We start from the raw sequence: 26,060 nt of genomic DNA, 5'->3' as shown, positions 1-26,060 counted from the left end.
CCACTTATCCGTGCCAACCCTCCTCACTACATCCATCCCTTCAGAATACATTGGCAATACCAACGTTGCTTTGCAAGCCGGCATACACTGGTATGAGATACAGCTTCGATTCACGGTGTTTGGCGAGTTGTTGGAGTACCACTGTTTATTATTGGATTTACCGGAATCTGCCCTGAAACTCACATTTTCTACCGATGAATTGACAAGGATACATGCCGAATTTAATTACCTGCCTTACCGGTTGATATTGATGGCATTTTGTTTGAAAAATAGATTTAAAAAATCAGATCCTTGGAAATCGGTCAATGATAAACTGACTGAGTTGAGGAAAGGCAAAAGACCATTTAATTTAAAACTACCGGTAACTCACGAAATCGTGAAGGATATATACGAATTTCAACTCCCGGGATTGGCGATTGATAAAATACTGGAAGTGTATAACACCATCTACCTTGTTGATACAACCGATGATGAAGAAATCCGCAAGGGCATAATTATAAGATTGGGTCGCTTAGGCGATCCGCGTGCTATTGAAACCCTCACTAAAGCTTTTAAATATAAAAGCTTTCATACAAAAATAGATGCAGTAAGTGCTTTGGGTGACATTGGCGATACCCGGGTAGCAACAACATTATTGGAAGCAATAGTAAGCCCCGACTTTGAAATGAGTTTAACAGCAGTCGAAAGTATTGGTAAAATAAGAGACCATAAAGTTATTCCCCATCTTAAGTTGTTATTAAACCACCCTTCTTTGCAGGTAAAAAATAATGTAGCATTAGCTCTTTACATATTGGGCGAAAAATGTGCTTTTCAGATACTGTTAGATGCTTTGGCCATGAAACATACCGGCATTTTTTATGCCATTGTACATGAAATGGGAAATTTTCAGGAAACACTTGCCGTAGAACCCTTAATTGCGATGTTAAACCAGGAAGATACTCATTCTTATACACGTAAAGAGATATTGGAAGCTTTGGGTAAGATTGGTGATGATCGTGCGGTAGAATCGCTTTTGACTGCCCTAAAAAACAAGGATATTTCGGTGCGCAACAAAGCAGCCGAAGCAATAGGAAAAATTAAAGGTACCGACTTATCGTTCGACATCATCGAAGCGCTATATGATTCTCTCAGGCGCGGATGCCTTCAAGCTGCCTTAGTTTTGGCTTCTATTGGGGATACCCGCGCTACCCCACACCTAATCAAATCTTTAAAAGTTAGTGATGATGATGATGGTTTTAAGATTGTCGAAGCATTGGGTAAACTTGGCGATGCAAGTGTGGTAATGCCGATGATTAAAACATTGAAACGCAAGAATTATATGACGCGGATGTTTGCTTTTAAAACATTAGGTGAGTTAAAGGATGATCGTGCCATAGAACCCTTTATGGAAATACTCAAAAACGATAAATTGAAACACATACATTACCTTTCAATTTATGCACTTCGCGACATCGGAAAACAAGCGGTAAAACCACTGCTCGAGGGTTTAAAAACCAATGGTACTAAAGAACGCGTACTGTTTGCCGATGCTTTGAGCCACTTAGGAAATGAATGTACTTTAGAGCAGCTATTAGAAGTGCTTGACGATCGGGATAGCAGGGTTTGCAAACATTTAACCTCTGCTTTGGCTAAATTGGGAGAAAAAGCCGTTGAGCCTCTTATCGCTGTCTTGAACAATCGAAATCATCCTGCTCGGGAATATGCTGCCCAGGAATTGGGAATGCTTCAAGATTCAAGAGCCGTTCAACCTCTGATAGAAGCCTTAAAAGATGAAAACCAAAAAGTTCGAGGCAATGCAGCATTAGCGCTATATAATTACAAGGATATAAGCGCACTAAACCCCCTAATAAAATTGTTGAAAGATAATCAAAGTACGGTCAGACGTAATGCAGCAATAACCCTTGGCAAGTTGGGCGATACCCGTGCCCTGTTACCCCTGACGTATGTATTAACAGATAAGGAAAATATTGTTCGCAGTGCAGCCGCATATTCTTTAATGCTCTTAGGCGATGAACGTGCCATTAAACCGCTTCTTTCTGCATTGAATAATAATAGAGATCCGCAAGTTCTGGTTTCGGTTGCTTCGGCCTTAGCTAAATTGGGAAATTCAAGTGTTGTCGGTACACTTTTATCAACGATAAGACTCCAAAGAATGTATTATTCTGATGCCCACGAAGGACTTGTCGCATTAGGGGAAGCAGCCGTACTGCCACTCATTATGGAACTTAACCACAAGGATTTCAGGTATAGGAAAGATGTGGTGGTACTTCTTGGCGAAATTGGCGACAAACGCGCTACTGAGCCGCTAAAGGAGCAACTAAGTATAGAAACAAACATTAAGTGCATTAAAGCTATACAGGTAGCTTTAGAAGAAATCACCCAACGATAACTCAACTTTTCATCATTCACTTTTCTTTTCACTTAAAGCGTATGCCCACCTTACTCACGACCACTATCCCGGACGAATACATTGGCGAATCCGCAGTTGTCTTGTTCATCGGTCTTCACCGGTTCGACATTCAACTCCGTTTCACAGTATTTGGCGAGTTGCTGCAATACGACTGTCCGGCTTTAGAACTGCCGGTGGCGGCGCTGAAACTAAGTTATGATGCCAAAATTTATACCATTATAATTGCCGAAATTGATTACCTGCCCTTCAGATTGTTGCAGATGGCCTTTGGAAAACAAAAAAAATATGCCGCATCAAACCCTTGGAAACCGGTAATGGAAAAATTGAGGGAAATGAAAAAAGGAAAAAATTTGTTAACCCTGAATCTCAAACCTGAACATCCAATTGTAAAAGAATTTATAGAAAACGGTTTATTATCTGAACAAAGGGAAAATATCCTATCCATCTATTACAGGATATATGCTTATACAATAGGTAACGAGCAATATCGAATAGAGCATATCAACGGCTTAGGGAATAAGAATAATCCAATAGCTTTTGAGTTAATTTTAAGGGCTGTAGCCGACAGTAATGAAAAAATAAGCAACCGCGCAATACAAATTTTAGGATATTGGGGCGATATACGAGCCACTCAGGTGCTGTTGGAAGTTCTACAAAGCAGTCATCAGGAAAAATGTATAGAAGCGGCAAAATCTTTGGGCATTTTAAATAATCCGGAATCGGTCGAACCCTTGTTATCTTTACTCCATCATCCATCACCGGAAGTAAAAGGATATGCTGCATTAGCTTTATTCAATTTAGGAGATGACCGGGCGGTTCAACCCATGATTAGCTTGTTATCACACCCTTCCTCTCCCATATTTTCGGTGGCCTTTAATTTAATTGACTATAAATCTGATATGCGATTTGTTGAGCCGATGATTGCTGTATTGGAAAACAATGAATTCAGAGGAAGACATCATTATCTTGCTGGTTACTTGGGCAGACTTGGCGATTCAAGAGCAGTTCCTGCACTAATAGCCTGTATAAATCAACCTTCATTGCAACTTCGCTTAAATGCGATATATTCCTTGGGTATCATTGGAGATTCCCGTTCCATCAACCCTTTGGTAATAGCACTAAACGATCCTGAGAAACAAGTGGCTTTAAGAGCTGCCAATGCCTTAGCTAAGTTGGGAGACGACCGTGTCATCGAGCCTCTTATAGCTGCATTAAACGAAAACAGGGAAATTGATTGCTCAAAAGCAGCAGAAAGTCTTGGCAATTTAGGCGATATTCGGGCTGTCGAGCCGCTCATTGCCGCCTTGAAACATCCTTTTGTCTCTACAAGATTGAAAGCTATCGAAGCTTTGGGGAGCATAAAAGATGTTCGTGCAATACCCCATCTTATTCGTCTTATAGAAGAAAGACAAGATACAAGCATGGTTTTTTCTGCAAAAAAATCCATGATTAACATTGGAAAACCTGCCATTGAACCCCTTTTAAAAGCATTAAAGCATGAGAATGGCGAGGTTCGAAGAGCTTATGCAGATATATTATACTCGCTTGGAGATATTTGTACGGTTGAACAACTGTTGAATGTAATGAATGACAGCCATTTTATGGTTTGCTATCATTTGGTCAATGCTGTATCAAAACATGGAGAACATGCAATACTGCCACTTATATCTGTTATGATGAACCCAAAACACAAGGCAAAAGCCTATGCCGCGGCTGCATTGGGATATCTGAAAGATGACCGTGCCGTTGAACCCCTGATTGAAATGCTGAAAGATAAAGACAAAGATGTCAGGCAATTTGCTGCTCAATCATTAGGAATTATTGCCGATAACAAAGCCTTTGAACCATTATTAGGTTTACTGAAAGATGATAATTTCGAAGTTCGCAGACGAACCGTATCTGCCCTTGGCCATTTGGGCGATAAACGGGCAATACCTTATTTATTAAAAGCCTTAAAAAGCAAAGATAAAATCTTGTGCAGAAGAGCTATTCAAGCCTTTGAAAGTATTGGGGATACCAATGTTGCAGATTTTCTTGTGCCTTATCTAAAAGATAAAAACAACCTTGTTTTTCAACAAGCGGCCTTAACCTTAGGAAGATTTAAAGATGCTCGTGCCCTCAAAAACCTTATAATTATGGTAAAGTACAATTATTTATTTGAGGAAAATGCGGTAACCGTATTGTCCGAAATGGGAGAAGTGGCAGTGCCTACGCTAATCGAAGAACTCAACAGCAGTTACTATCAAATGAGAATACATGCCGCACAAATACTTGGTAAAACCGGAGATAAACGAGCCATTCCACACTTAGAAAAGCGTTTAGAAATAGAAACCATCACCTCTTGCAAAAAAGCCATGTTAGAAGCATTAGAAAAACTAACTGCCAATAAAGGGAAAGTCCAAAGTCGCTCATAACTAATCACTCAAAACCAATAATATACAACGTATGCCTACCCTCCTTACCACCAACATCTCGGAGGAATACATTGGCGAAGCTACTGTTAGTCTGACAATCAGGAAAAAACTGTTTGTCGTGTACCTGCGCTTTACCGTTTACGGAGAGTTATTGGAATACTGTTGTCCTGTAATCGAATTACCCAATGCAGCCCTTCAGCTTACCTATGATTCTCATACTTATTCCTCTATAAAAGCTGAATTAGATTACCTTCCATGCCGCCTTTTATTAATGGTATTTGGCAGAAAAAGAAAGATTGAAGACAACGATGTTTGGCGGCCGGTGATGGATAAGTTGCTGGATTTGAGGAAAGGGGTAAATATTCGGGATTTAAACCTTCCGACATCCCACGAAATGGTACAAACTATTTTTGAACAACAATTATCGGTTTCCGCCCGAACAAAAATGCTGAACGTTTATGACCACATCTATCTGCTTTCAACCGCAACCCGGTCTTCAAATCGAAAAAAAATAATTCAGAAAATACAGTCTAATAATAATCCTCTTGCCATAGAGTCGCTAACTAAAGTTGTAAATGATGAAGATGAATGGGTAGGCAGGGGTGCGGTACGTGCTTTAGGCAGAATGGACGATACCCGTGCGTCAAAACCTCTTTTAGAAATATTAAAACATCCAAACGAGCTAATCAGTAGCGCTGCGGCTGAGAGTTTGGGAGTTTTAGGAGACACCGAAGTCATCCCATACCTATTGACATTATTAGAACACCCGACTTTGCAAGTAAAGACAATCGCCGCTTTAGCTTTAGGGCATTTAGGAGATACTCGCAGTGTACCAACCCTAATCAGTGTATTGCTACAGGAGCGCATTTCAATAGCTTCTATACAGGTTTTCAAGGTGCTGAGTAAACTAAAAGATGACCGTGTATTGGAACAGTTGATATTTGTGTTGAATAACTCGGCGCAACATAAACGCCAACATGCTGCAGAGGCCTTGGGCGACTTTGGCGATCTTCGTGCGGTTGAGCCGTTAATTTATGCATTAAATGATCAGGACAATTGGTTATGCATGCACGCAGCCAAAGCTTTGGGAAAGATAGGAGATGCCCGTGCAATCAACCCTCTTGCCGAGGCATTAAACAATACTGACGAGAATTTGCGATTTGAAATCGCACTTGAATTGGCAAAATTTGGAGATACGAGAGCCACTCCGCATCTAATTACTGGGTTAGGTTATAAGGAAGAATACGATAGAAAAAGAGCTATTGACGCTTTGGGCAAATTAGGTGATCTGCGCGCAATAGAAGCCCTTATAGAAGCAATCAAACACCCCCTCAATTGGATGCACTACCATATATTCGAAGCTTTAGGACATTTAAAAGATCCCCGTGCGATTGCTCCCCTTATCTCAACGTTGAAAGAAAATCCTTCAAGTTCTTATACCTTTAGTATTGTATATGCTTTGGGTAAATTAGGAAAACCCGCCGTAAAACCACTATTAGAAGCGTTTAATGATCAAAATAATGAGTTCCGCATACGAGTGGCTAATGCCCTTTCCTGGCTGGGGAATGAATGTGATTTAGAATCACTATTGGAAACATTAAACCATTTGGGTGAAGATAAAAACGGGATGATTGCCCACCATTTATGTAAAGCCATAGCAAAGTCAGGAGAAACTGCAGTTGTGCCTTTAATAGAAATTTTGAGCAATCGCCATCATATTGCAAGAGATCAAGCAGCAGAAGCCATGGCTGATATTAAAGATGATCGTGTCTTACAGCCGCTTGTTGAAGCCCTGAAAGACAATGATAACAATGTCCGAAACAAAGCAGCCTTTTCTCTTGGGCAGTTGGGAAATAAAATTGCCGTTCTGCCATTAATTGAAGCCTTGAGAGATGTGGATAGCAGAGTGCGATGGAGTGCTGCTGCTGCACTTGGTCATTTAAAAGATAAACGGGCTGTTCTTCCACTGACAGCCGCTTTGAAAGACAGGGAAATAAAAGTACGGTGGATGGCTGCAAGTTCTTTAAAAGAATTAGCCGATCCACGAGCGATAGAACCACTTGCTGAAGCCTTGAAAAATAAACATGAATGGGTTTATGTGAGGGTTGCTTTGGCCTTGGGCTCTCTTGGAGATACTCGTGCAATAGAACCACTTATTAAAGTGTTAAAACGAAATCTTTTGTTTAACGATGAAGTTCCTCAAGTTCTTGTTAATATAGGTTCGGCGGCAGTCTTACTCCTCATCACAGAACTTTATAGCAAAGATATAAACATGAGGCTGCATGCAATTAGTATATTAGGTGAAATTGGCGACAAACGTGCTATTGAGCCGCTAAAAGAAGTTTTGAAATCAGAAACCAATATCAAGTGCATTAAAGCCCTTAAAGAATCGTTATTAAAATTAACCTAAGTTATACACGACATGACTGTTTCAGAAGTCTATGCCTTAATCCGTTTTGCTCGCGCCTATACCGCCGACAACCTTCCGTGGTTTTCGCCCGCTTTGTTCAGGTGTCGTATTTGCATTACTGAAGCGATACCCATAGCTGCCATTTCGAGCAATATGGATATTTACTTTAACCCCGTAGCTGTGGCAATAATTGCCCAATCGGGCACTAAAAAAGAGGCTTTGGAACAGTTGTCTTTTTTATGGGTACACGAAATATCGCATGTTCTTCGCGAACATGCCGAACGCGCTAAAGATGCCAATGCCGAGCCTAAACTCTGGAACATTGCTGCCGACTTGGAAATAAACGACAGCAATTGGCAAGGAACTGCTCAACCAAAGGCATTTAAAGGCGTTTTCCCTAATACCTTCCAACTACCCGAAGGAAAAATCGCCGAGTGGTATTACCGAATGTTGTTAAACCACCCAAATCTCAATGAAATCATGAACACTTACTTTCCCGAAGGTTTAAACGATGAAGGCAGCGGCGTTCACGGTCAGGTTCGTGATTGGGAAGAAACCGACTTTGAAAGTGAAACAGGCAGTAAATCGCAAGAGCTTTCCGATCTTCAAAAAGAACTCATTCGCAGGGGAGTAGCACATGAGATAAATAAGGAAAAAACAAAGGGCAATATGCCTGCCGGCTGGGAGAGATGGGCAGATGAAAAATTAACCCCTAAAATAAACTGGCGACAAATTCTTAAAAAACGAATGAGTGTTGCCATTGCACAGGGTTTAGGGATGCGGATAGATTATTCATATTCCCGGCCCAGCAGACGACAAACTCAGTACAATCCCATTCTGCCGCCATCCCTCAGTGGCAATATAGAAACCCGCGTTGCCTGTGTTGTTGACACTTCTGGTTCTATGTCTTCAGAATACATTTCTCAAGCATTGGCGGAAGTGTTTGCAGTGTTGGAAACATTTCAAATTCCGGTAACGGTTATTCCTTGCGATGCTATGGCATACGAACCCATCAAAATAGCCAATCCTGCCGAGCGCTTTAAAGTCAGCCATTTAAAAGGAGGTGGTGGTACTGATATGGTTGCCGGTATCACCGCAGCCCTTGCACTTGTTCCTCCCCCCGATGCCGTATTGGTTTTGACCGATGGTTATACAGCTTATCCGACTCAGCTCTATAAAACTCCAATCATTTTCGGCATCATTAAAGATAATAAAAGCCAGTCCCCCCCATTGCCTAACATGCCGCCCTGGGGTAAAGATTCTGTATTGGACATTGTTTTATAACACAAGGCAGATGTTAAATCGGGATACTGTTACAAGTTTTATTTTGCAAGGCTTCAGGAAATTGACAGTTAAATTTCCAGGCTATTTGGAAGGGAAACGAAACAAGTGCAGTTAAATGATTAATGGCCCTGAAAGGGTCGCACATTTAAAGAAGAACTATTGATCGGAATATGCGACACTTTCTGCGTCGAACGGGATTTTGAATGGTTAAGTTCTATAAAACTTCAACTCCCTAATGCCTCCATCATTGATTGATGCCGAATTACAAATCAGAGACAATGAAAACAGACCATTAGCGCTCTTAATTTGGAACAATAGTGTGAATGAAAGCACTTTCCCTTGCGATTTAAGACTAACGCTCTTTGATTACACCTCGCCAACTACTGAGGCAATTCAATACATCGAAGTTAAAACCACTTCTGATGAGAATAAAGACATTATTTACATCACACTACCGGAGTGGGAGTTTATGAGGCAAAACAGATCTTGTTTCAATATGTATCGTGTTTATTTGGATTATACCGACAACTACAGTTTATCAGACATCGTAAAAATAAAAGACCCATTGCAATATATTACAAATGGACGATTATCTCCCATTGAAACAATGGTATTAGAGTTTTTAAAGCGAGGCTAACAATCTTCATTTGCATAGTTTGGAATAAAACCTTATAATAGCTGTATAACTATAACGTTTAACATTTTCGATTTCGATAATGATTGAACTTTAAAAAATCAACCGGTCAACTCCTATAGAGATTAATAGGCCTAATTCACCTTAATACCTGAGCAGTTAAGATTTTACGGAATATACATAAGTAAAAAAGTTTTGGGGTTAAGGTCTCGAAACAATCAACCTCAACTCGAAACAAATTTTCATATTCCATGCACATAGAAATGGAGTACCGATACTATAAAGTAAGGCCTTAGAATACAATGCTTTGGGCTAAAAATTTTTGTAGTCCGGGGTTGAATAATTACTTGGAATGTAAAACCCCTGCTGCAAAGGCGATTGAAGCCATTATTTTAAAATGTTTAGCTTGCAATTCCAACAGTTTGTTTTGAGCTTCGATGAGTTTCGTTTCCCGTATATTTACCAAAAACAAGGAACTTTCCCCGTATTTGAAACGGGTATCTTCTCCTTCTGCCAAAATCCGGTAGTTGTTGACGGTTTGAGTATATAAGTCTATTTGGCGGCGGTTGTTAAGCAGTTCGTTATAACTGGAGTTGAGCTTATTGTACAGTTCTAATTGCTTTTGTTGCAATTGGTAGTTTGTTTCTTTAATTTTTAGCTTTGTCAACTGCAGATTGCCGCGCTCAGATCTCAAAAAAAGCGGCATACTCAACTCAAGCCCCCATTTATAATTTTGCCAGAACATGGAATTGCTTCCATATTTTTCCGGATTAAAAAAGTTAACCCCATTTGCCAGTAAATTATAGTTGAGATTTAATTTTGGCTTTAGTTTTTCAGATTTCAATCTCCGTTCAACTGAAAGTTCTGATAACTTATACTGGTATTTCAATAGTTCGGGATGTGATTGCCGCAATAAACTTGTAGTATGACTTAAGGAGTCTGCATCGAATATTTGCAAGGGAAGGGTATTAAGGAGAGGTGGTAATAATTGAGGAGTAATTTCAAGTGGTACATCATTCTCATACCACAAAAAATTAGATACCATTAAGGCAGAGTTTTGATAAGTCAGCTCAGCTTCGTTTTGCTCAAACTGCCGGTTTTGCAGTTGAATCATAGCTTCGAGGGTATCTAAAGCAGGTCTTGAGCCTTGCAAAAAAGTGTTTGTAACCCATTCTAACCGTAATTCTGCCAATTGCACTGCTTGCTGTTGCAACAAAAGATTGTTGTATGCCAAAGCCCATGTCCAATATGTATTTGCTGCCTCATACAACAAGTTATTGAGCATATTAAGCCTTTCAGCCTCATTGTACTGTGCAAAAATATGCGCCTGTTTTAAAGTGGCACGTCTTTGATCTATAATGAGTCCTTGCAATAAAGAAACAGATACCCCTGCAAAAGCTTGTCCTTCAACAGGAGATTTGTTTTCAGGATTAAGAAAATCTCCGTTACTCAGTTGATAGCCTGCTGCCACTTCAACTCCGTACCAGGTTGGCACTTTTAGTCCGTTTTTCGAAAGTGTAAAATAATTTTTATTGTCAAATGATTTTTGATCTAAGTAAGCATACACCTGAGGGTCAAAACCACCTTTAGCAATGAGTAGTTGCGCTATTGCTTGTTCTGTAAGCAGTTTGCTTTGCCGGGCAACGGGATGATATTGTTTTATGAATTCAAAAAATATTTCCTGAGTAAAGGTTTGTGTACTATCGGATACGCTTTTCTGAGCACTGATTTGTTGCCCTGTAATCAATAATATCAATAGAAGTTGAGTGATTATAGAAATCAAATTGGTCATTTTGCAATCGCTCTTTTAGGAATTTTTAGTTTAGGTAACTGCGTAGCATTGCTATCCTCATAATATTCAGGCGGGAATCCGTTAATTTGCCGCCAAAATTCATACCATAGCGGAACATCATTCAGCAAAACCAATCCCTCTGCCCCTGTACCTACTCTTAAAGGCTTCGGCCAGGGCTGTTCTCCTGAGTCGGGAGCCACAAGAATTCTGTATAAATTATTTTCACTCGTGATATTGTCAACAGCTACAATTTTACCGCCAAATGTGCCGAAAGAAACGCCGGGCCATCCGGAAAACACAAATGCGGGCCAACCGTCAAACAAAAACCGCACTTTTTCTCCTTGTTTAAGCAACGGTAAATCCATTGGTTTTACATACATCTCCACTGCTAAATCAAAATCTGCCGGCATAATGCTGACGATATCATCGCCTTCTTTTACCGTTTCACCTAATCCGGTTTTCACAACCTTAGTAATATAACATTTCTGAGGTGCCAGAATATAATAAAATTGAGACCGAAGACGGTAATTGGCATACTGGTTTTGCAATTTTGCTACCCCCCCCTCTGCATCATACATCGAAGACAAGGTGCTAAATCTTTCAGATTGGGTTTTGGCTATTTTATCTGCATATTCACTTCTGATGGCATTAAGCTCTATTCGGGCATTCAGTAACTCATTGCGGCTGGTAAGAAGCTTGTTTTCGGCTGATATTTTTTTAGAAAGCGCTTCCTGTAATTTGATTTGCCGTTGTTCTAAATCAGTCAATGAAGCCAAACCTTTATTATAGAGTTCCTGTTGCCGGTTATATTGCTGTTCAGCCACTGTAAAATTGGTTTTTGCAACTTCAAATTCAATGCTGTCGGTCTGTATTTTAAGATCGGTTTGACTTATTTTGTTGTTGGTTTGCGAAAGCTTGTAATCCCTGTTTTCATTTAGTGCTTTGATTTGGTTTTCCAGGGCGAGTGATTTATCGGCATAGGATTCTATTGCCATTTCTTTAGCCCCCACTTGCAGCGCTGTTCTATCAAGTAGCTGAGGGTCGAAATAATCGTCTTTTATTTCCGACATGAATACTATGGTATCTCCCTTTTCAACCAGTTGTCCTTCCTGTACATACCATTTTTCAATACGTCCGGCAATAGTACTTTGAATAGTTTGAGGACGGTGTTCCGGTTTTAGAGTAGTAATTTTACCTTTTGCCCGTATATTTTGTGTCCACGGCAAAAACATAATTACCAAATACAGGATTAAAAAAACAATGAGCCATAAAGCAAGGATACGGTTTCCTCCCCACAGTTTTGTTCGTGAAAAAGATTTGTACAGAGAAATGTCTATTTCCTTATCAATTCTATTGTCAGATATATTAAGCATATATTGCTGAGGTTATTTTTTCCAATCGGAACACGTTCATAAAGTAACCCGATTGCAGTGATATATACCGATAGTTACTTTGGTGTTTCTTTTTGTGCTTTATAGTTTTATTTGAAAAATCAAGCATTAAAGATATCGTTGTAATAAGGTTTTTGTGTTATGTCGCTAAATACACAACTATCAATAATTTTTCCTTGTTTCATGACCAGGATTCTGTTGCATAAAGCAGCAACCTGCTGATTATTTGAAACTATGATCAGAGTCCATTGACGGTCAGGGTGAGTGAGATATCGTATGATACGTTCCTGTTCGGTGGTTTGTAGCCCGAAAGTCGGGTCTTCTATAATAAATAAACGAGGTTGTGATATGATGCTGCGGGCAAGAATTATCTTTTTTGCAACGCTTTCGGGCAAAGTTTTGCCTTCAGGTACAATCTGTGTGTTAAATCCTTCTTTGAGTTGCTGAACAAAGGTAGTAAGCCCGACTATATTAGCGACTTCCATGATTTGTTTAATATTGAAGGAAGGATTACCCATTGTTATATTTTCTTCAAGGGTTCCAAGGAAAATATCTTCCTGTGAAGAAAAATCACCAATATGTGCGCGGAGGGAGGTAAGATTAATGTTTTTGACCGGAATACCGTTATAAATAATATTGCCCTCAAAATTGGTGAAAAGACTTGCCAGGATTTGAGATAAAGTAGTTTTTCCGGAGCCGTTATAGCCGGATATACAAATGCGGTCTTGTGCTTTAATCTCAAAATTAAGCCGGTTAATAATTGGTTCTTCCTCCGGAGCAAACCGGTAGCTCAAATTACTAACCTGCAAACTCATGCCTCGGCCTGTATCTATTTGCTCGAAAGGCAAACCTACTGATTTTTCTAAAGGCAGGTCGGTAATGTAGCCAAGTTTTTCTACTGCGGTAAGCACATCATAAATGGTTTCCAAACTTACAATCAGCTTTTCAACGGAGTTGATAACTAATAGAACTACTATTTCAGCAGCTACAAATTGCCCGATGTTTATCTGATTGTTCATCACCAAATAACTTCCAAGTATCAGCAAACCGGCAATGGTTATAGTTTTAAAACCAATTGAAGCCACAAATTGCATAAGCAATATCCCGAAATGCTTTTTACGGGCAGTCAAGTATTTTCCTGTAATCACATCAGTTTTAATTAGCGGCATAGTGCTATCGCTGTGCAATTTAAAAGTGTTCAAAGTGCGTGCTATTTCTTCCAGCCAATGAGCCACTTCATACTTATACTTCGATTCCATAAGGCTCGTTGCTATGCCTTGAGAACCTGTAAAAAAGAATATTGCTACAATAACCACGATGACTAATACGCCAAACATTATAAAAAACGGATGGTAAAATGAAATCAGCAACAGCCCGAAAAGAATTTGCAGCACTGAAGCAGAAATATCTATGAGTATTTTGGTTAACCCTTTTTGCAGGGATAGTGTATCAAAAAACCGGTTAATCAATTCAGGCACGTATTGCTTGTTTAGTGCTTCTGCTTTTAACCGCGGAATCCGGAATGCAAATTCAAAAGATGCACGGGTAAATATGCGCTGTTGAAGGTTTTCTGTTATTACCATTTGCATAATTTGCAGACCTCCTGAAATAATTACTCCTATTGTAACAATACCAACCAAAACAATCCATGAAGTAATCATCTGCCCTCCGGCTATAATGCCTACAATTGCCTGTATGCCTAATGGCAATGAAAGATTGATCAGACCATTAAAAATGGAATAAATGTATAAATAGCCGATGTCTTTTTTATCTACGGACAACAACCTTATAAATCGCTTGAGCGGCGTAAGAGAATTTTTATAATGATTATTCTGCAAATGATCGAACATATCCAGCGTTAACTTTTACAATTGTATTGCCATATCTATATACAATTTGCCATTTTTATTGTTTATTTTCAAGAGGTGTATTTTATACCATTACATAGTCAAAAATAATCCACCCAATTTAAAGACTTTAACTAATCATGTGTGGTGCAAAATCAAATCATAATTGGTATTAAATGTCTTTGGATGGCTTAAATAGTTGACTTAGCCTGTTCAGAATAATGGAAAAAGGCTGCACTCCTTTAGGTGACAAACCGAGTAGTTTGTTTTCATCACCACCTTATTACCTTAGTAACCAACTAAATACACACCCAAAAAAATCTTATTACCTTATAGTCCGAAGTGCATACATTCCTTTTTTATACTTTCATTTAAATTAGGTAATAAGGTTTGTGAGTTTACTTGTTGTTGTTTTACTAAAGTAATAAGGTTATACCATTACATTGTCAAAAATAATCCAACCAATTTAAAGACTTTAACTAATCATGTGTGGTGCAAAATCAAATCATAATTGGTATTAAATGTCTGTGGATGACTTAAATAGTTGATTTAGCCTGTTCAGAATAATGGAAAAAGGCTGCACTCCTTTAGGCGACAAACCGAGTAGTTTGTTTTCATCACCACCTTATTACCTTAGTAACCAACTAAATACACACCCAAAAAAATCTTATTACCTTATAGTCCGAAGTGCATACATTCCTTTTTTATACTTTCATTTAAATTAGGTAATAAGGTTTGTGAGTTTACTTGTTACATATTTTACTAAGGTAATAAGGTTATACCATTACCTTGTCAAAAAAAACCCACCCAATTTAAAGACTTTAGCTAATCATGTGTGGTGCAAAATCAAATCATAATTGGTATTAAATGTCTGTGGATGACTTAAATAGTTGACTTAGCCTGTCCAGAATAATGGAAAAAGGTTGCCCTCCTTTAGGTGACAAACCGAGTAGTTTGTTTTCATCACCACCTTATTACCTTAGTAACCAACTAATTACACACCTAAAAAAACCTTATTACCTTATAGCCGAAGTGCTTACATTCCTTTTTTATACTTTCATTTAAATTAGGTCATAAGGTTTGTGAGTTTACTTGTTACCTATTTTACTAAGGTAATAAGGTTATACCATTACATTGTCAAAAATAACCCACCCAATTTAAAGACATAAACCAATCAAGTGTGGTTCAAAATTAAATCAAAGTTGGTATAATTTAAGATTGACAATCTGCCTTGGTTTGATAGTTCCCGGTATCTAAAGGAAAATGGATTGCAAGGTGCCAGCATTTAGCAACGGACACTACATCAAAATATCATCTTTTGCTTTTATAGCCGGCGGCAGATTACTTTCACCCAACATCTGGCGCAAATCAATTTCAATGGTTCTGCAAATGGAGAGCATGGGTATGTCGTTTGCCATCCCCTGAAAGGGATTTTCTGTATAGTCACCGACTACCTCCATCATTACATACATCCAACCAATCAGCACAGAAACGAGAATTGAAATCCATAAACCCCATTCGCCAATTTTCATTAGTTCGGGTATCATGCTAAAAGGAAACAGTAAAATGAAAATTCCGACAAAATACATGCTCATGTTGGCGTATTGCCGGGGCAGAGGAAACTTTTTTATTCGTTCATTCTTGCCTTGAAATTCATAAAAACTTCGCAGCACTCTTATCATTTCCATGTGTCGGAAATTTTCAATGACCTCTTTTTCTCTCAAAGATGTCAGCTCCCTTGATTGTTCATTGATAATTTGTGTGGCAGTATTCACCGCATTTACAAGCCGGTCGTGTTCATCTGATGGTAAAAAGTTTTTTAACTCAAGCCTCGTTACTTCGTCATCAACCAACCCGATTCCAAACTGTTTTTGGAAATACTCGGCTGTTTTGCCTAAATGACCGCCCTGGCTGATATGCTCCCAGGAAGTTGGCACTAATAACTGACTTCGGTGTGCATAAAGCCAGGCTATGTGGCGGTAAATCAATCGCCTCTTTATTGATTTAAGTTCATCATCGGTCAATTTGTTTTGGGTGAATTGATTGGTAATAAACCCATCTACCATCATGCCCCATGCTCGACTGTCGTTCACTATGCCTCCCCAGATTTTTCTGGCTTCCCACATACGATCATAGGCTTGACTGTTTTTGAAACCGACATAAAAAGCCACTGCTGTACCTATAACAGAAACCGGAAGCCAGGGAATACTTACCGATATGATTTTAAAATGGTATAATGCTGCAACACTTCCGGCAAATGCTGTTAGCCACACCAAGTGATGGCCACTCCACTTCATCAATTTGATAAAGCCAATATTTCTCGATACTATCATACCTGTTTTGTTAATCCAAACTTAAAACTACGCCTTTTGAATAGATACTGTTTGATTATGCCTTTATACTCTATTAGAACAAGTTCTGTTTGTTTTGTAGTGCAGCATGGCAGATCACGGGAAATATTTATTCATTAACATATAGTCTATATTGTCTGCCTGAGAATGACAGCTTATGCACCCACTGCCTTTACTGGAAGCAGGTTCTGCAACAGTTCCGTCTGAGTTGATGTATCCCCATACCCATCCTTTAGAATCGGCATCCGAACTTCCCGAATTTTTATAAAGGATTGCATATCGTTCAAGGGTTGTTGAATTGGCATGTAATTCTTTCACTATCAAAGACCCTTCCGGAAAAACCGCACCGGTCATTATCTTACCGGTCGAATCTAACATTGCAGCAGCTATCGGGTTATACCGAGTCCTCAGAAATGGTTGCGGGTGTCCGCTGCCGGAGCTTTTGTTTAATAAAGTATTTGAATTTTTGAACCAGGTAAAACCACCTGAGGCTATCGCCATATCAAATAATTCCTTGTCTGTCCCTGTAGCCTGCTCCTCTTTTTCACATGAATTAGTGGCCCAGATGCCTGTTAAAAAAACAGCCAGAAGGGTTGTTGTTTTTAAATTGCTGCTCATGAGTATATACTTTGATTTTGGTGAAAATTTATTTCCCGTTTGTTTCCAAAGATTGTACATATCATCCAGCCTCTGAAAATGCCGGTTTCAAAAATACAATAATCTTTAAGGCAGTGGTAAAAAACCTTTGTTTTATGATAAGCCATACAAACAAGTAATACACCCCGCCGGCAGATGCAAATAGCCTGTTTGAAGATTAGCATCATTTCCAATAACGCAAGTTGCGGATAATTGTTGATTTTGGGGAAGATTTGGATCTGTCGAAAACTCAGGGTAGGTTGCGAATCAGCTAAAGCTTTATTGAAATTGAAAAAAAGCTTAATTGGGGTTACTCTTTGTTATTTTAATGGTTGTACAACTGTTACCCGTGTTGGGCGATGACATTCTTTATTTTGGTATTACAACTTTATATCTTGTTATGTCCTTCTTGTCTTTTTTAGTTTTATATGCAAGATTTCTTGCTTCGATATTTGTTCTAAAACTATCTAATATTCCAAGTTTTCTTAAAACAGATACTTCTTGTGTGAATTTCTCAGTTTCTGTATTAGGAATGTTTAGAGCTTTGAAAATATCATTTGGTGAAATTTCTTTATTACCATAACCAAGAAGGACAATATTCTTTTGTGATTTTGTCAAGTTAAAGTGTTCAAAGTTTTTTAGCCAATCTATTTCCTTATGATTAAAAACTGTCTTGTTTAATAGCGTGACTCTAAACCATAATCCATTGGAATACAATTCAGGTTTAGCAAGTTCCTGTTCTTGCATTAAACTAAAAATTCGTTTCATGCCTTCACCTAACTCACGCATAAGTTGATTCTCTCTTAGAACTCTTGCGATTAAAGAATTTCTGGATTCGTGAGAGCCTTCAAGTTCGTAAAGGTTTTTAATTGTCAAGGTAGAAAGCAATGCTCCTGGACTTTTGATTTCCATTCTGTCGTTAAAAATATATATTTCAATTGCGTTTGAAATACTATAGTCTCTATGAGCTACTGCATTTAAAATAGCTTCTCTAACAGCATCTTCAGGGTAGATATATTTTTGTTCAAATTTAGAATTTGAGCCAAACTCTGTCTTATATGCGAGAAAAGACCTTAGATGTTCCCACGCTTTAAATATAAGTTCAAAGATGTTTCCTTTTACTGTGTCATCAGTAATTACATTATATTTTTCACCTGCTTCCAGCGAGTTTCCATTTACTTTTAAAAATCTTACTTGACTTCTCGGGTGCCAACGGTCAATGTCGTTTGCGAAAAGTAATACAGCGGCTCTTCTAAGTCTAAGACCATTTAAACCATATTCTGCAAGTCCTATTTGTTGTAAATATCTTTCAATACTAAGTCCCTTGATGTATTGGTCGGCAATTCCTTGAAGTAGCTTTAGGTCTAAGTCTGTTACTGAAGCCCCATCAACAAATTGACTGTCAAATTCTCTTGATTTTATTTCCTGTCTCTCAAACTGTATTTGGTCAACAGATGCAGGCAAAGTTGATTTATCTTTCCTTCTTACACATCTTCCATCTGGAAGTTGGTAAATCATTGTTGTCCCTTTGTTTACTGAAAAGTATAAAATGATTTTGTTGTCAATTGTCAACTTATTGGCAATAGTAATTGGTAAATTTTGATTTTGGTAAACGTGTGTTGTTACTGCATTAAGCATCGTTTGAATGTCTGCATCATTGTGAGGAACACCTGTAATAGTAGCATCATCTTCAACACCAATAAGTATCTCACCACCATCAGCATTAGCAAAAGATACAAGTGCTTCACCAATGTCGGCACATATAGATTTTACAAGTCTGGGTTTTTTATTGTCAGGTCTCCCTTCATAAGCCGTTTTGAACTCTCTAAAGTGACTCTCTCCGAGTATTAGAGTGTTTTTTACCTTGTCAGCTATTAATAATATATCGTCCATAATATTAGGGCAAATTTACAATTTTATATGTCGGTTTGTGTTCTCAGCTCTGTTTTTTATGCTTTCAACCAACGCCAGTCTGTGAAATGCCGGAAACAAAAATACAATAATCTTTAAGGCAGAGGTAAAAACCCTTTGTTTTATGTTAACCCATACAAACAAGGAATACACCCCGCCGGCAGATGCAAATAGCCTGTTTGGAGATTAGCGTCAGTGCCAATAACGCAAGTTGCGGATTATTGTTGATTTTGGGGAAGATTTGGATCTGTCGAAATTGGGATTGAATTGCAATCTTGAACGAGTATATTAGTAATTTATGCGCATAACGCCCAATATCCTTATACAAGCCTTATTACACCGATGAATATACCTGCTAATGCTCATGCAATTCACATAATTGCCAGTTTATTCCTACCCAAAGTTGCTTAATCAAAATTGCATAGACCCAAAAACAGCATAAGCCTTTAATTTGAAAGCAACGTTTTTATAAAATCGGGTATTTAGTGGTTTTTGAGTAGTTGTGTAACAGTTACGCTTGTTATCGGCTGGGCTTCTTTTGTAGTCATACAATTACAGTCGCTTTTTCGTAAAGTTCCGGCAAGCAATTTTGTCTCATCCTAAATTTGGTTCCGTGATTATGTCCGGTTCTTGCATCAAAGTCTAACAAAATATTTCCTTTTTCAATTTGATTTAAGAAACCGTCAAAGTTGAACTTCTGCAACATCATTACTTTGCTGTATCTGTATAATTCCCTGTCGTCTTCTTTTTTTACTTCTGCTTGAACATAAAAACAGTTTAGCAATTTTGTTCCTGCTTTGTTTGAAAGGTCGTCAAAACCCCAATAAGGTTGTGGGTCAAGTTGTCCTAAGCCAACTCTATTTTTTACTTGTTTAAGCCATTCACTATGCTTGTCTGCAACTATATTACTGTCAAACGAGATTAAAACTTTGCTGTTTTTACGGTCAATGACAACTTGAAATCCCCTGTCACTTGGTGAAAGTCCGTGAATTGTTTGCCTAAAACTCATTTCGTTTTCGGGATATTTTTTACCGGCTTCTTGGTGTGCCCAACCATATTTAAGCAACAAAACTTGCGGGACAAATTTTACTGCTCTTGGTGAAGGCTCAATGTGAAACAAAGTCGTTAGTGAAGAAGTATTTAACCTTTGTGTTTTTAACTCCCATTCTGCTGCATTTGGAATTGGTAAATTGTTTTCATCAATCCCTAACAAGTCTTCAAGTGTATTTCCAATTCCACCGTGATTTCCGTGTCTTGCGTTGTCTATCCAACCTTGTTCGGCAATTTTTTTAAGCTCTGTAATTAAGCTGTCTTTCGTGTAAATTTTCATTGTTCTGTATCTTGAAATAAGGTTAAGGGTCTTAACCCTATTAACTCACTTTGTTTTTTATTACGTTCAATTCTCCGTTCCGCCATTTCGCAATAGTCGGGAGATAACTCAATTCCGATATAATTTCTTTTGTGTCCCATAGCAACAACAGCAGTTGTTCCACTACCCATAAATGGGTCTAAAATTGTCTGTGCAGTCGTAGAAGAAATTATCCTGTCTATTAGTGCAACCGGAAATGGTGCAGGGTGTTCATTTTTCATTTCTTGTTTAAACTCCCAAACATCACCAAATGCGTTAGCCTTTGGTGCAAGTTTGAAATTGTTTTTTGGTATGAGATATATAACCTCATAAGTCGGTAAAAAATAACCCGGATTAAAGTTTATTCCGCCTTTGCGTTTCCAAATTATGATTTGTCTAACGGGTAAATCTCTGAGTATATCTTGTCTATCTTGGAGTAAACCGTCTTGAACTCTCCATTTGTGGTTGTAAAAAATTGCTCCGTCATCTTTTATTAGTCGGAACATTTCTTTTAAACAGTTATGTTGCCACTCTGCATATTCCTCGTGTGGCATATTGTCGTCATAATGACTGTAACCATTAACCAATGCTGCACCTGCCCATTTTCCACCACGCCCGTCTTTCATACCGTTTCCGGTTGAATTTTTCAAGTTGTAAGGGGGTGAAGTAACCACCAAGTCCAAGCAATTGTCCGGCATTTCTCGCATAACAGTCAAACTGTCACCGTTAATGATTTTATTTAAGTATTTTTCTTCAAAAGTCATTTGTCTTTGAGTATTGTTTGTCACCGTTTAAATTTACTATTTTAATTCACGTCTGTCCGTTTGCAGTCTGTTTTTAGCCTGACCGCTAACGGAAAAATGTTTGCGAAGGGCGGGTTTAAATAGCACTTTCCTTGCCCTACGCACAAAGTTTTTAGAAAGCACAAAAGCCTAAATTACGCACATTTGCCCGCCTTTTCGCAAACATAATGTTCTATGCTGTTTTTATTGTCATTGAATCAAATACGGAATTATCTGGATAATAAATCTCTTATTTTTCCCTTCCTCTATTCCGCTGTACCTACATAGCCCATCAAACCCTGAACTTGAAATAAAGACTTCTGAACTTGAATTATGTATATCATTCAACTTTATTCCATTACTTTCCCATAGTTGAAATAAAGATAATGAACGACTATAACCTAAATCTTTTACATTATTGGCAAATTGTAAGTTTTTTCTTGCGTTTTCGTGCTTAGCTGCTCTTCCTTCAATAACTATAATAAATTTTACTTTTTTGTTGTTTTTCAGCTTTTGCAAAAGGTCTTGAACTTGCTTACCCGCCTGTATTAATCCTCCAATCGCTTGTTTGGGAATAACTGCACTATTCTGCTCAAATAGAATATCTTGCTTTAACTCGAACCTTTTGCATACAGTATTGTATTCATATAAACCGCCTTTCTGTAGCTCTAATATAGCTGCATCAATTGCTTTTATACGTTCCAATTCTTCGGCTTTTGCTTTCAAATCATCAAAATACTTTTTCCGTTCTTTTTCTGCTTCTGCAATCTTCTCGTTTAAAGATTTAAGTTCTTCATTCTGTTTATTTACATGTTGAATGACTTGGTTTTGAACTGAATAAACCAAGACAAATAACACAAGCATGACGAAAAACAAACTCGTCATCAAGTCTGAGTAGCTCAACCAAAAAAAGTCGTTTTTCTTTTCTTTATTTTTTGCCATCGTCAGTTTCTGGGGTTGTTATGATTTCGAGTCTAGAAATTTTTAGCGTTAAATTTTTTACTGCTTCAACTAATTCCTTGTTCAGTTCGTAATTAGATTGCTGCGACTGCCTTAAGTCTTGTCGCATTTCGAGCATACCTGTATTCAGAGCCATAAATTGCTCAGTTTGGAATTTAGCACTATCTACAAAAATTTTAATTACTTTTTGTATGTCATTTAGCCCTGTAAAGTAACTTTCATTATTTTGAACGAACGTCTGAATAATGCTTGTGCTTTCTTGGAAATATTTGTTCAACTCAACATAAATGCCTTTTATATCGGTATTTAGTTCATCAACCTGCCCACGCCAAACTTCCCGATGGTCTTTGATGGTTGGAAAATGCAACTCCAACATATCCTTAAACTGTCGTTGCAACTCAATAGATGAGTTTACATTTTTGGCGATTGCTTCAAGGTTGGAATTGAAGGACTTGAATGAATTGAGTGTATCGTTCAAACCTCCGACTACTTTATTCGTTTCCGTAACATTTTGATTTAGCGATACTTGATAGTTCAAAAACATCTTCAATTGCTCAGATGAGTTTTTAAGATTGAAAAAGCTTTCAACAATTGCATTTGATGTCTTCGGTATATCCAATTTATTAATCTCTTCTAAAACGAACTGTTGCTTCGATAAGTTTTCATTCAATAATTGCGCAGTCCTAACTGTGTCGCCTCCAAATTTAACAACAAAATCACTCAAAATCTCTCTAAATGAGGACAAGCTTCCTGCCATTCCAATATTCAAGACTGGCAAAAGTTCCCGTTGAATAAAATCGTAGTAATGGTTTTTGTCAGTATCGTTTTGATAAACGGCAGGTTGGTAAGTTTTTGCGGTGTTCCACGTAGTTAGAATAAGACCGGCCAAACTTGCTATCATTGCCATTATTACGCTAGTAATTAACTCAGTTATGCTTTTTGTGTCAACTCCTTTGAAAGCAAGAAAACCTAAGCCTATGATTATTCCCAAAAAAGTTCCTCCAAGTCCAATGTAAAGTGGAACATTTATTCGGTTGCTGATGCTGTTGTCAAGACGTTGGATATGCCTATCGCAAATATCCTGCAAAATATTGAAGTCAGCTGACGCACCTTTATTCTTGCACAAGTAGGCATTTGTAGATAAAATTACCTCGTTAAATTCCCAATGCTTTTGCCTTGTGATTTTGTCAATAACCAAAACCTCAACTTCTTCTTTTTCAGTTGCATCGTCTCCGATTGTTGTTGGGTTGCCTTTGCTAATCCCGCTGATAAATGAAGCAAACTCAACATTGTTTTTTAGTAATCCTTTGGGGACATGGTATTTTATTACCTCAAGGTCGTTAAAGTTCTTGGGGAAAAACGAACGCAAGTCCTGTATCTTACTTCTTACATCCGAAAATGCCCATGATTGAAGAACAACTATCAACACAATAAAGCTTATTTCAAAATATATCATCATATCCGTTATGGTTTTTTGAATGGTGGTTTAAAATAGTTTGGATTGATTATCTGTTGTTTTTTTATGCTTTGGCATTCTTTCTTTTGGCTGCTTGGGTTTGGTGGCAACTCTCTCTTTTTTGGGCTGTTCTGCTCGTGGCTTTTGATTTGCCAAGGTCTCTGCCGTCGGGTAATCGCCTTCAATATAGGCTTTTACTAAAAAAGCATGAGAAAGAGGTTTTTTTGCATTTAATACGTCGCCATTAGTTTCGTAATCAAGCAAAACAATGTCTTGTTCTTTACTTGCCTTCCTCAACCGTTCAATAATATATTGGACTTTATTTTCTAAAACCCATAAATACGCTGGCAGATAAATCAGTATTCTTGCTTGAATATAGTCTAACAGTTCCGTTCCTTTTGTGCCTTTTCGATGTCCTAATGGCTTCCCGAATTTCCGAACAGTCCTTTTTATATTTTTCATAGTATCATTCTTGAACATTTTAGGGTCAACATCCTCTCTTTCAAAAACTTTCAATCCTTGCCAAATTCCTTCAACGCTCATGGCTGTTTGCCCTTCCGAAAATGGAATAGGGATTTCACCATGCGGGTAAAAAGGGCTTAATTTTACTAACCCTGTCGTTGCTTTTGAAGTCACATCAACAATTTTTGCGTTGGGGTACTTCTCTTTCAACTTTGTTTCTGATTTTTTCTTATTCTCTATGTATATCATTTCAAAATTGATTGATGTTAGTGATGAACTGAATTGGTATCCAAGTTTTTACTAAAACTTCGGCTTGATAATATTTTTTTTCATCTCCTTGTAAAGCAGAATAATGCCTATTAAACAAATCAAACCTGCACTGTCGCAAATCTGCAATTGTACTTCCTTTTCTGCTCCTGTTATCAGCTGCGTTCATTGTTGAAAAATTGGTATGAATAAAATAACAAACTTCTGTTGAAATTTTCAGCGTTACAGGATTTGAAATCCTGCCTTCCTTTAAGGCTACATGCTTCATGGGGGGGTCTGAAACAAAACTTAAACTGATAAAATCAGATAACCCAAATTGCCTTGCCGCCCACCTTGCTTCTGCACCGCTTCCGGGGCGAGCAACATCGATATTTTCTCTGTCTAAATAATTCCATGAATAAAGTCCGCCTGTTTCTTTAATCGAGCTAATATTCACCCTATCAGTAAAATGATACAATGTAGTTATTCCATTATTTTTCAAAACTTTAGCGAAGTCTTGCCAATCAGATTTTTTGTCAAGAAGTCTTTGTAATGCTTGTTTTTTATCTTCTTCTTTTTTCTTTTTGTCTCCTTCTTGTTGTTTACGTGTAATATCCACTTGCTCCCTCCGTTTCCTTTCTTCTTCACGTTTGTCTTCTTCTGCCGACCTCTTACGCTCGGCTTCCTTCTGTTGCTTTTTAAGTTCTTTCGCTTGGCGTTTCGCCTCTTCCCGAATTTGCCTATCTCTGAACTCTGCTTTTAGTACTTCTAACTTTTCTCGAAAACTCTTTTTTTGGTCGGGGTTTCGTAAACCTGTTATGCTTATCGCTGCTTTTGAAATTTGGTCTTGCGCTTCCTGTAAATTGCCATGATTGATTAGGTTTTCAATACGCCCAATCAATTCTTTAACCTGCTGTTTTTTAGTTTCTTCTTCCTTCCTCCTCTTTTCTTCTCTTATTCGATATATTTTAGTGAGTATTCTATCCTGTAAAAATTTATCAAACTGCCCAAACCTGCTTTTGAGTTTGTCAATCGCCGAAATTGAAAGCGTAAGATTTTGCTTGTTGTCATACTTCTGCAAAATACGCTCTAACTCCTCAATATCTTTTTCAGTCTTGTAGGTTTGTGGAAAACGGACAGGCTCAATCTGATTTTGTTTTATTTGAACTTTAATCAATTTTTTATTCAAGGCTGTAACCTCTTGCTCAATTTCAACGAGGTCAAAAATCCTTTTGCGAATTTTTATTGGTGGCGCAATCAGCCTTTGCAACTCTGTTGCTGTTTGGATTTCGGCAAGTTTTGAAATTTCGACTTCGGTAAGTGGTTCTTCTTGCTTTACTATTTCTTCGTTAATAGATGGGATTTCTTCTTGGCTTGTTCTTCCCGTTTCTATTATTGGGTCACGAACAGCCTGTTCCTGTTTATTCTTACGAAAATAGGAACGAACTTTATTGAAATATCCTATAATCCAATCAAATATCTTCATTTCGGTATTACGGTTTTGCCATTTATAAATTTATACTTCATTTTACTTTTTTTGTTCGTTCAGTTTGTTAATTGTCTTTTTTGTTGGCGAAAACAGAAAAGCCTTAGTGCAAGGCGGGTTGAATAGTACAATATTTCTCACGCGAATAAAAACATATAGAAAGCAAAAAGCTTCATTTTATCAAGTCTGCCGCCATGCCACAAATGCAATATTGGGGGTAGTTATTTTTCACCATAACCA

The 26,060-nt window shown here is 38.0% G+C and carries 17 protein-coding genes; 5 read left to right on the top strand and 12 right to left on the bottom strand.

The window, feature by feature from the left end:
• Positions 1–10: 10 nt before the first annotated feature.
• The 5 genes from IPM47_07535 to IPM47_07515 all read left to right on the top strand — a co-directional run bounded on the left by IPM47_07535 (position 11) and on the right by IPM47_07515 (position 9,155).
• Positions 11–2,389, top strand: a complete 2,379-nt coding sequence (locus tag IPM47_07535) for a HEAT repeat domain-containing protein (GenBank protein QQS30770.1) — start codon at positions 11–13, stop codon at positions 2,387–2,389.
• A 41-nt stretch (positions 2,390–2,430) separates the two neighbouring features.
• Positions 2,431–4,824, top strand: coding sequence for a HEAT repeat domain-containing protein (locus IPM47_07530; protein QQS30769.1), 2,394 nt, complete (start codon positions 2,431–2,433; stop codon positions 4,822–4,824).
• Positions 4,825–4,855: 31 nt separating this feature from the next.
• Positions 4,856–7,234: a HEAT repeat domain-containing protein gene (locus tag IPM47_07525; GenBank protein ID QQS30768.1), complete on the top strand. Its 2,379-nt coding sequence runs from the start codon at positions 4,856–4,858 to the stop codon at positions 7,232–7,234.
• 12 nt (positions 7,235–7,246) lie between these two features.
• Complete coding sequence (locus IPM47_07520) at positions 7,247–8,518, top strand: hypothetical protein (protein ID QQS30767.1); 1,272 nt, start codon at positions 7,247–7,249, stop codon at positions 8,516–8,518.
• Positions 8,519–8,753: 235 nt separating this feature from the next.
• The gene (locus tag IPM47_07515) at positions 8,754–9,155 is read left to right on the top strand and encodes a DUF3883 domain-containing protein (GenBank protein ID QQS30766.1); all 402 of its coding nucleotides are present in this window, start codon (positions 8,754–8,756) and stop codon (positions 9,153–9,155) included.
• Positions 9,156–9,495: 340 nt separating this feature from the next.
• On the opposite strand, the gene IPM47_07510 is transcribed toward IPM47_07515, so the two are convergent.
• The 12 genes from IPM47_07510 to IPM47_07455 form a co-directional block, all read right to left on the bottom strand.
• The gene (locus IPM47_07510; protein ID QQS30765.1) at positions 9,496–10,935 is read right to left on the bottom strand and encodes a TolC family protein; all 1,440 of its coding nucleotides are present in this window, start codon (positions 10,933–10,935) and stop codon (positions 9,496–9,498) included.
• A 5-nt stretch (positions 10,936–10,940) separates the two neighbouring features.
• A complete protein-coding gene (locus tag IPM47_07505; GenBank protein ID QQS30764.1) occupies positions 10,941–12,317 on the bottom strand; it encodes an HlyD family efflux transporter periplasmic adaptor subunit in 1,377 nt (458 codons plus the stop codon).
• A gap of 119 nt (positions 12,318–12,436) precedes the next feature.
• Entirely contained in the window at positions 12,437–14,185 is a 1,749-nt protein-coding gene (locus IPM47_07500; protein QQS30763.1) for an ATP-binding cassette domain-containing protein, read from the bottom strand.
• A gap of 1,295 nt (positions 14,186–15,480) precedes the next feature.
• Positions 15,481–16,515 carry a hypothetical protein gene (locus IPM47_07495; protein QQS30762.1) on the bottom strand — a complete coding sequence of 345 codons (1,035 nt, stop codon included), beginning with the start codon at positions 16,513–16,515 and terminating at the stop codon, positions 15,481–15,483.
• Between the two features lie 114 nt (positions 16,516–16,629).
• Positions 16,630–17,151 carry a cytochrome P460 family protein gene (locus tag IPM47_07490; protein ID QQS30761.1) on the bottom strand — a complete coding sequence of 174 codons (522 nt, stop codon included), beginning with the start codon at positions 17,149–17,151 and terminating at the stop codon, positions 16,630–16,632.
• Positions 17,152–17,538: 387 nt separating this feature from the next.
• Entirely contained in the window at positions 17,539–19,062 is a 1,524-nt protein-coding gene (locus IPM47_07485) for a putative DNA binding domain-containing protein (protein ID QQS30760.1), read from the bottom strand.
• 562 nt (positions 19,063–19,624) lie between these two features.
• Positions 19,625–20,410, bottom strand: a complete 786-nt coding sequence (locus IPM47_07480) for an MvaI/BcnI restriction endonuclease family protein (GenBank protein QQS30759.1) — start codon at positions 20,408–20,410, stop codon at positions 19,625–19,627.
• A complete protein-coding gene (locus tag IPM47_07475; GenBank protein ID QQS30758.1) occupies positions 20,407–21,192 on the bottom strand; it encodes a site-specific DNA-methyltransferase in 786 nt (261 codons plus the stop codon). Before IPM47_07475 ends, IPM47_07480 begins: the two co-directional genes overlap by 4 nt.
• A 228-nt stretch (positions 21,193–21,420) precedes the next feature.
• Complete coding sequence (locus IPM47_07470; protein QQS30757.1) at positions 21,421–22,152, bottom strand: hypothetical protein; 732 nt, start codon at positions 22,150–22,152, stop codon at positions 21,421–21,423.
• The gene (locus tag IPM47_07465) at positions 22,139–23,629 is read right to left on the bottom strand and encodes a hypothetical protein (GenBank protein ID QQS30756.1); all 1,491 of its coding nucleotides are present in this window, start codon (positions 23,627–23,629) and stop codon (positions 22,139–22,141) included. Before IPM47_07465 ends, IPM47_07470 begins: the two co-directional genes overlap by 14 nt.
• Before the next feature lie 27 nt (positions 23,630–23,656).
• Positions 23,657–24,337: a hypothetical protein gene (locus IPM47_07460; protein QQS30755.1), complete on the bottom strand. Its 681-nt coding sequence runs from the start codon at positions 24,335–24,337 to the stop codon at positions 23,657–23,659.
• A gap of 1 nt (position 24,338) precedes the next feature.
• Positions 24,339–25,820 (bottom strand): DUF4433 domain-containing protein, encoded by a 1,482-nt coding sequence (locus IPM47_07455; protein ID QQS30754.1) that lies wholly within the window; start codon positions 25,818–25,820, stop codon positions 24,339–24,341.
• Positions 25,821–26,060 lie beyond the last annotated feature (240 nt).

The sequence above is a fragment of the Sphingobacteriales bacterium genome, from assembly GCA_016700115.1.
In the GTDB taxonomy this organism is placed as follows: domain Bacteria; phylum Bacteroidota; class Bacteroidia; order Chitinophagales; family UBA2359; genus UBA2359.
Note: the sequence above shows the minus strand (reverse complement) of the source record. Positions and strands in the feature narration are given on the sequence as shown.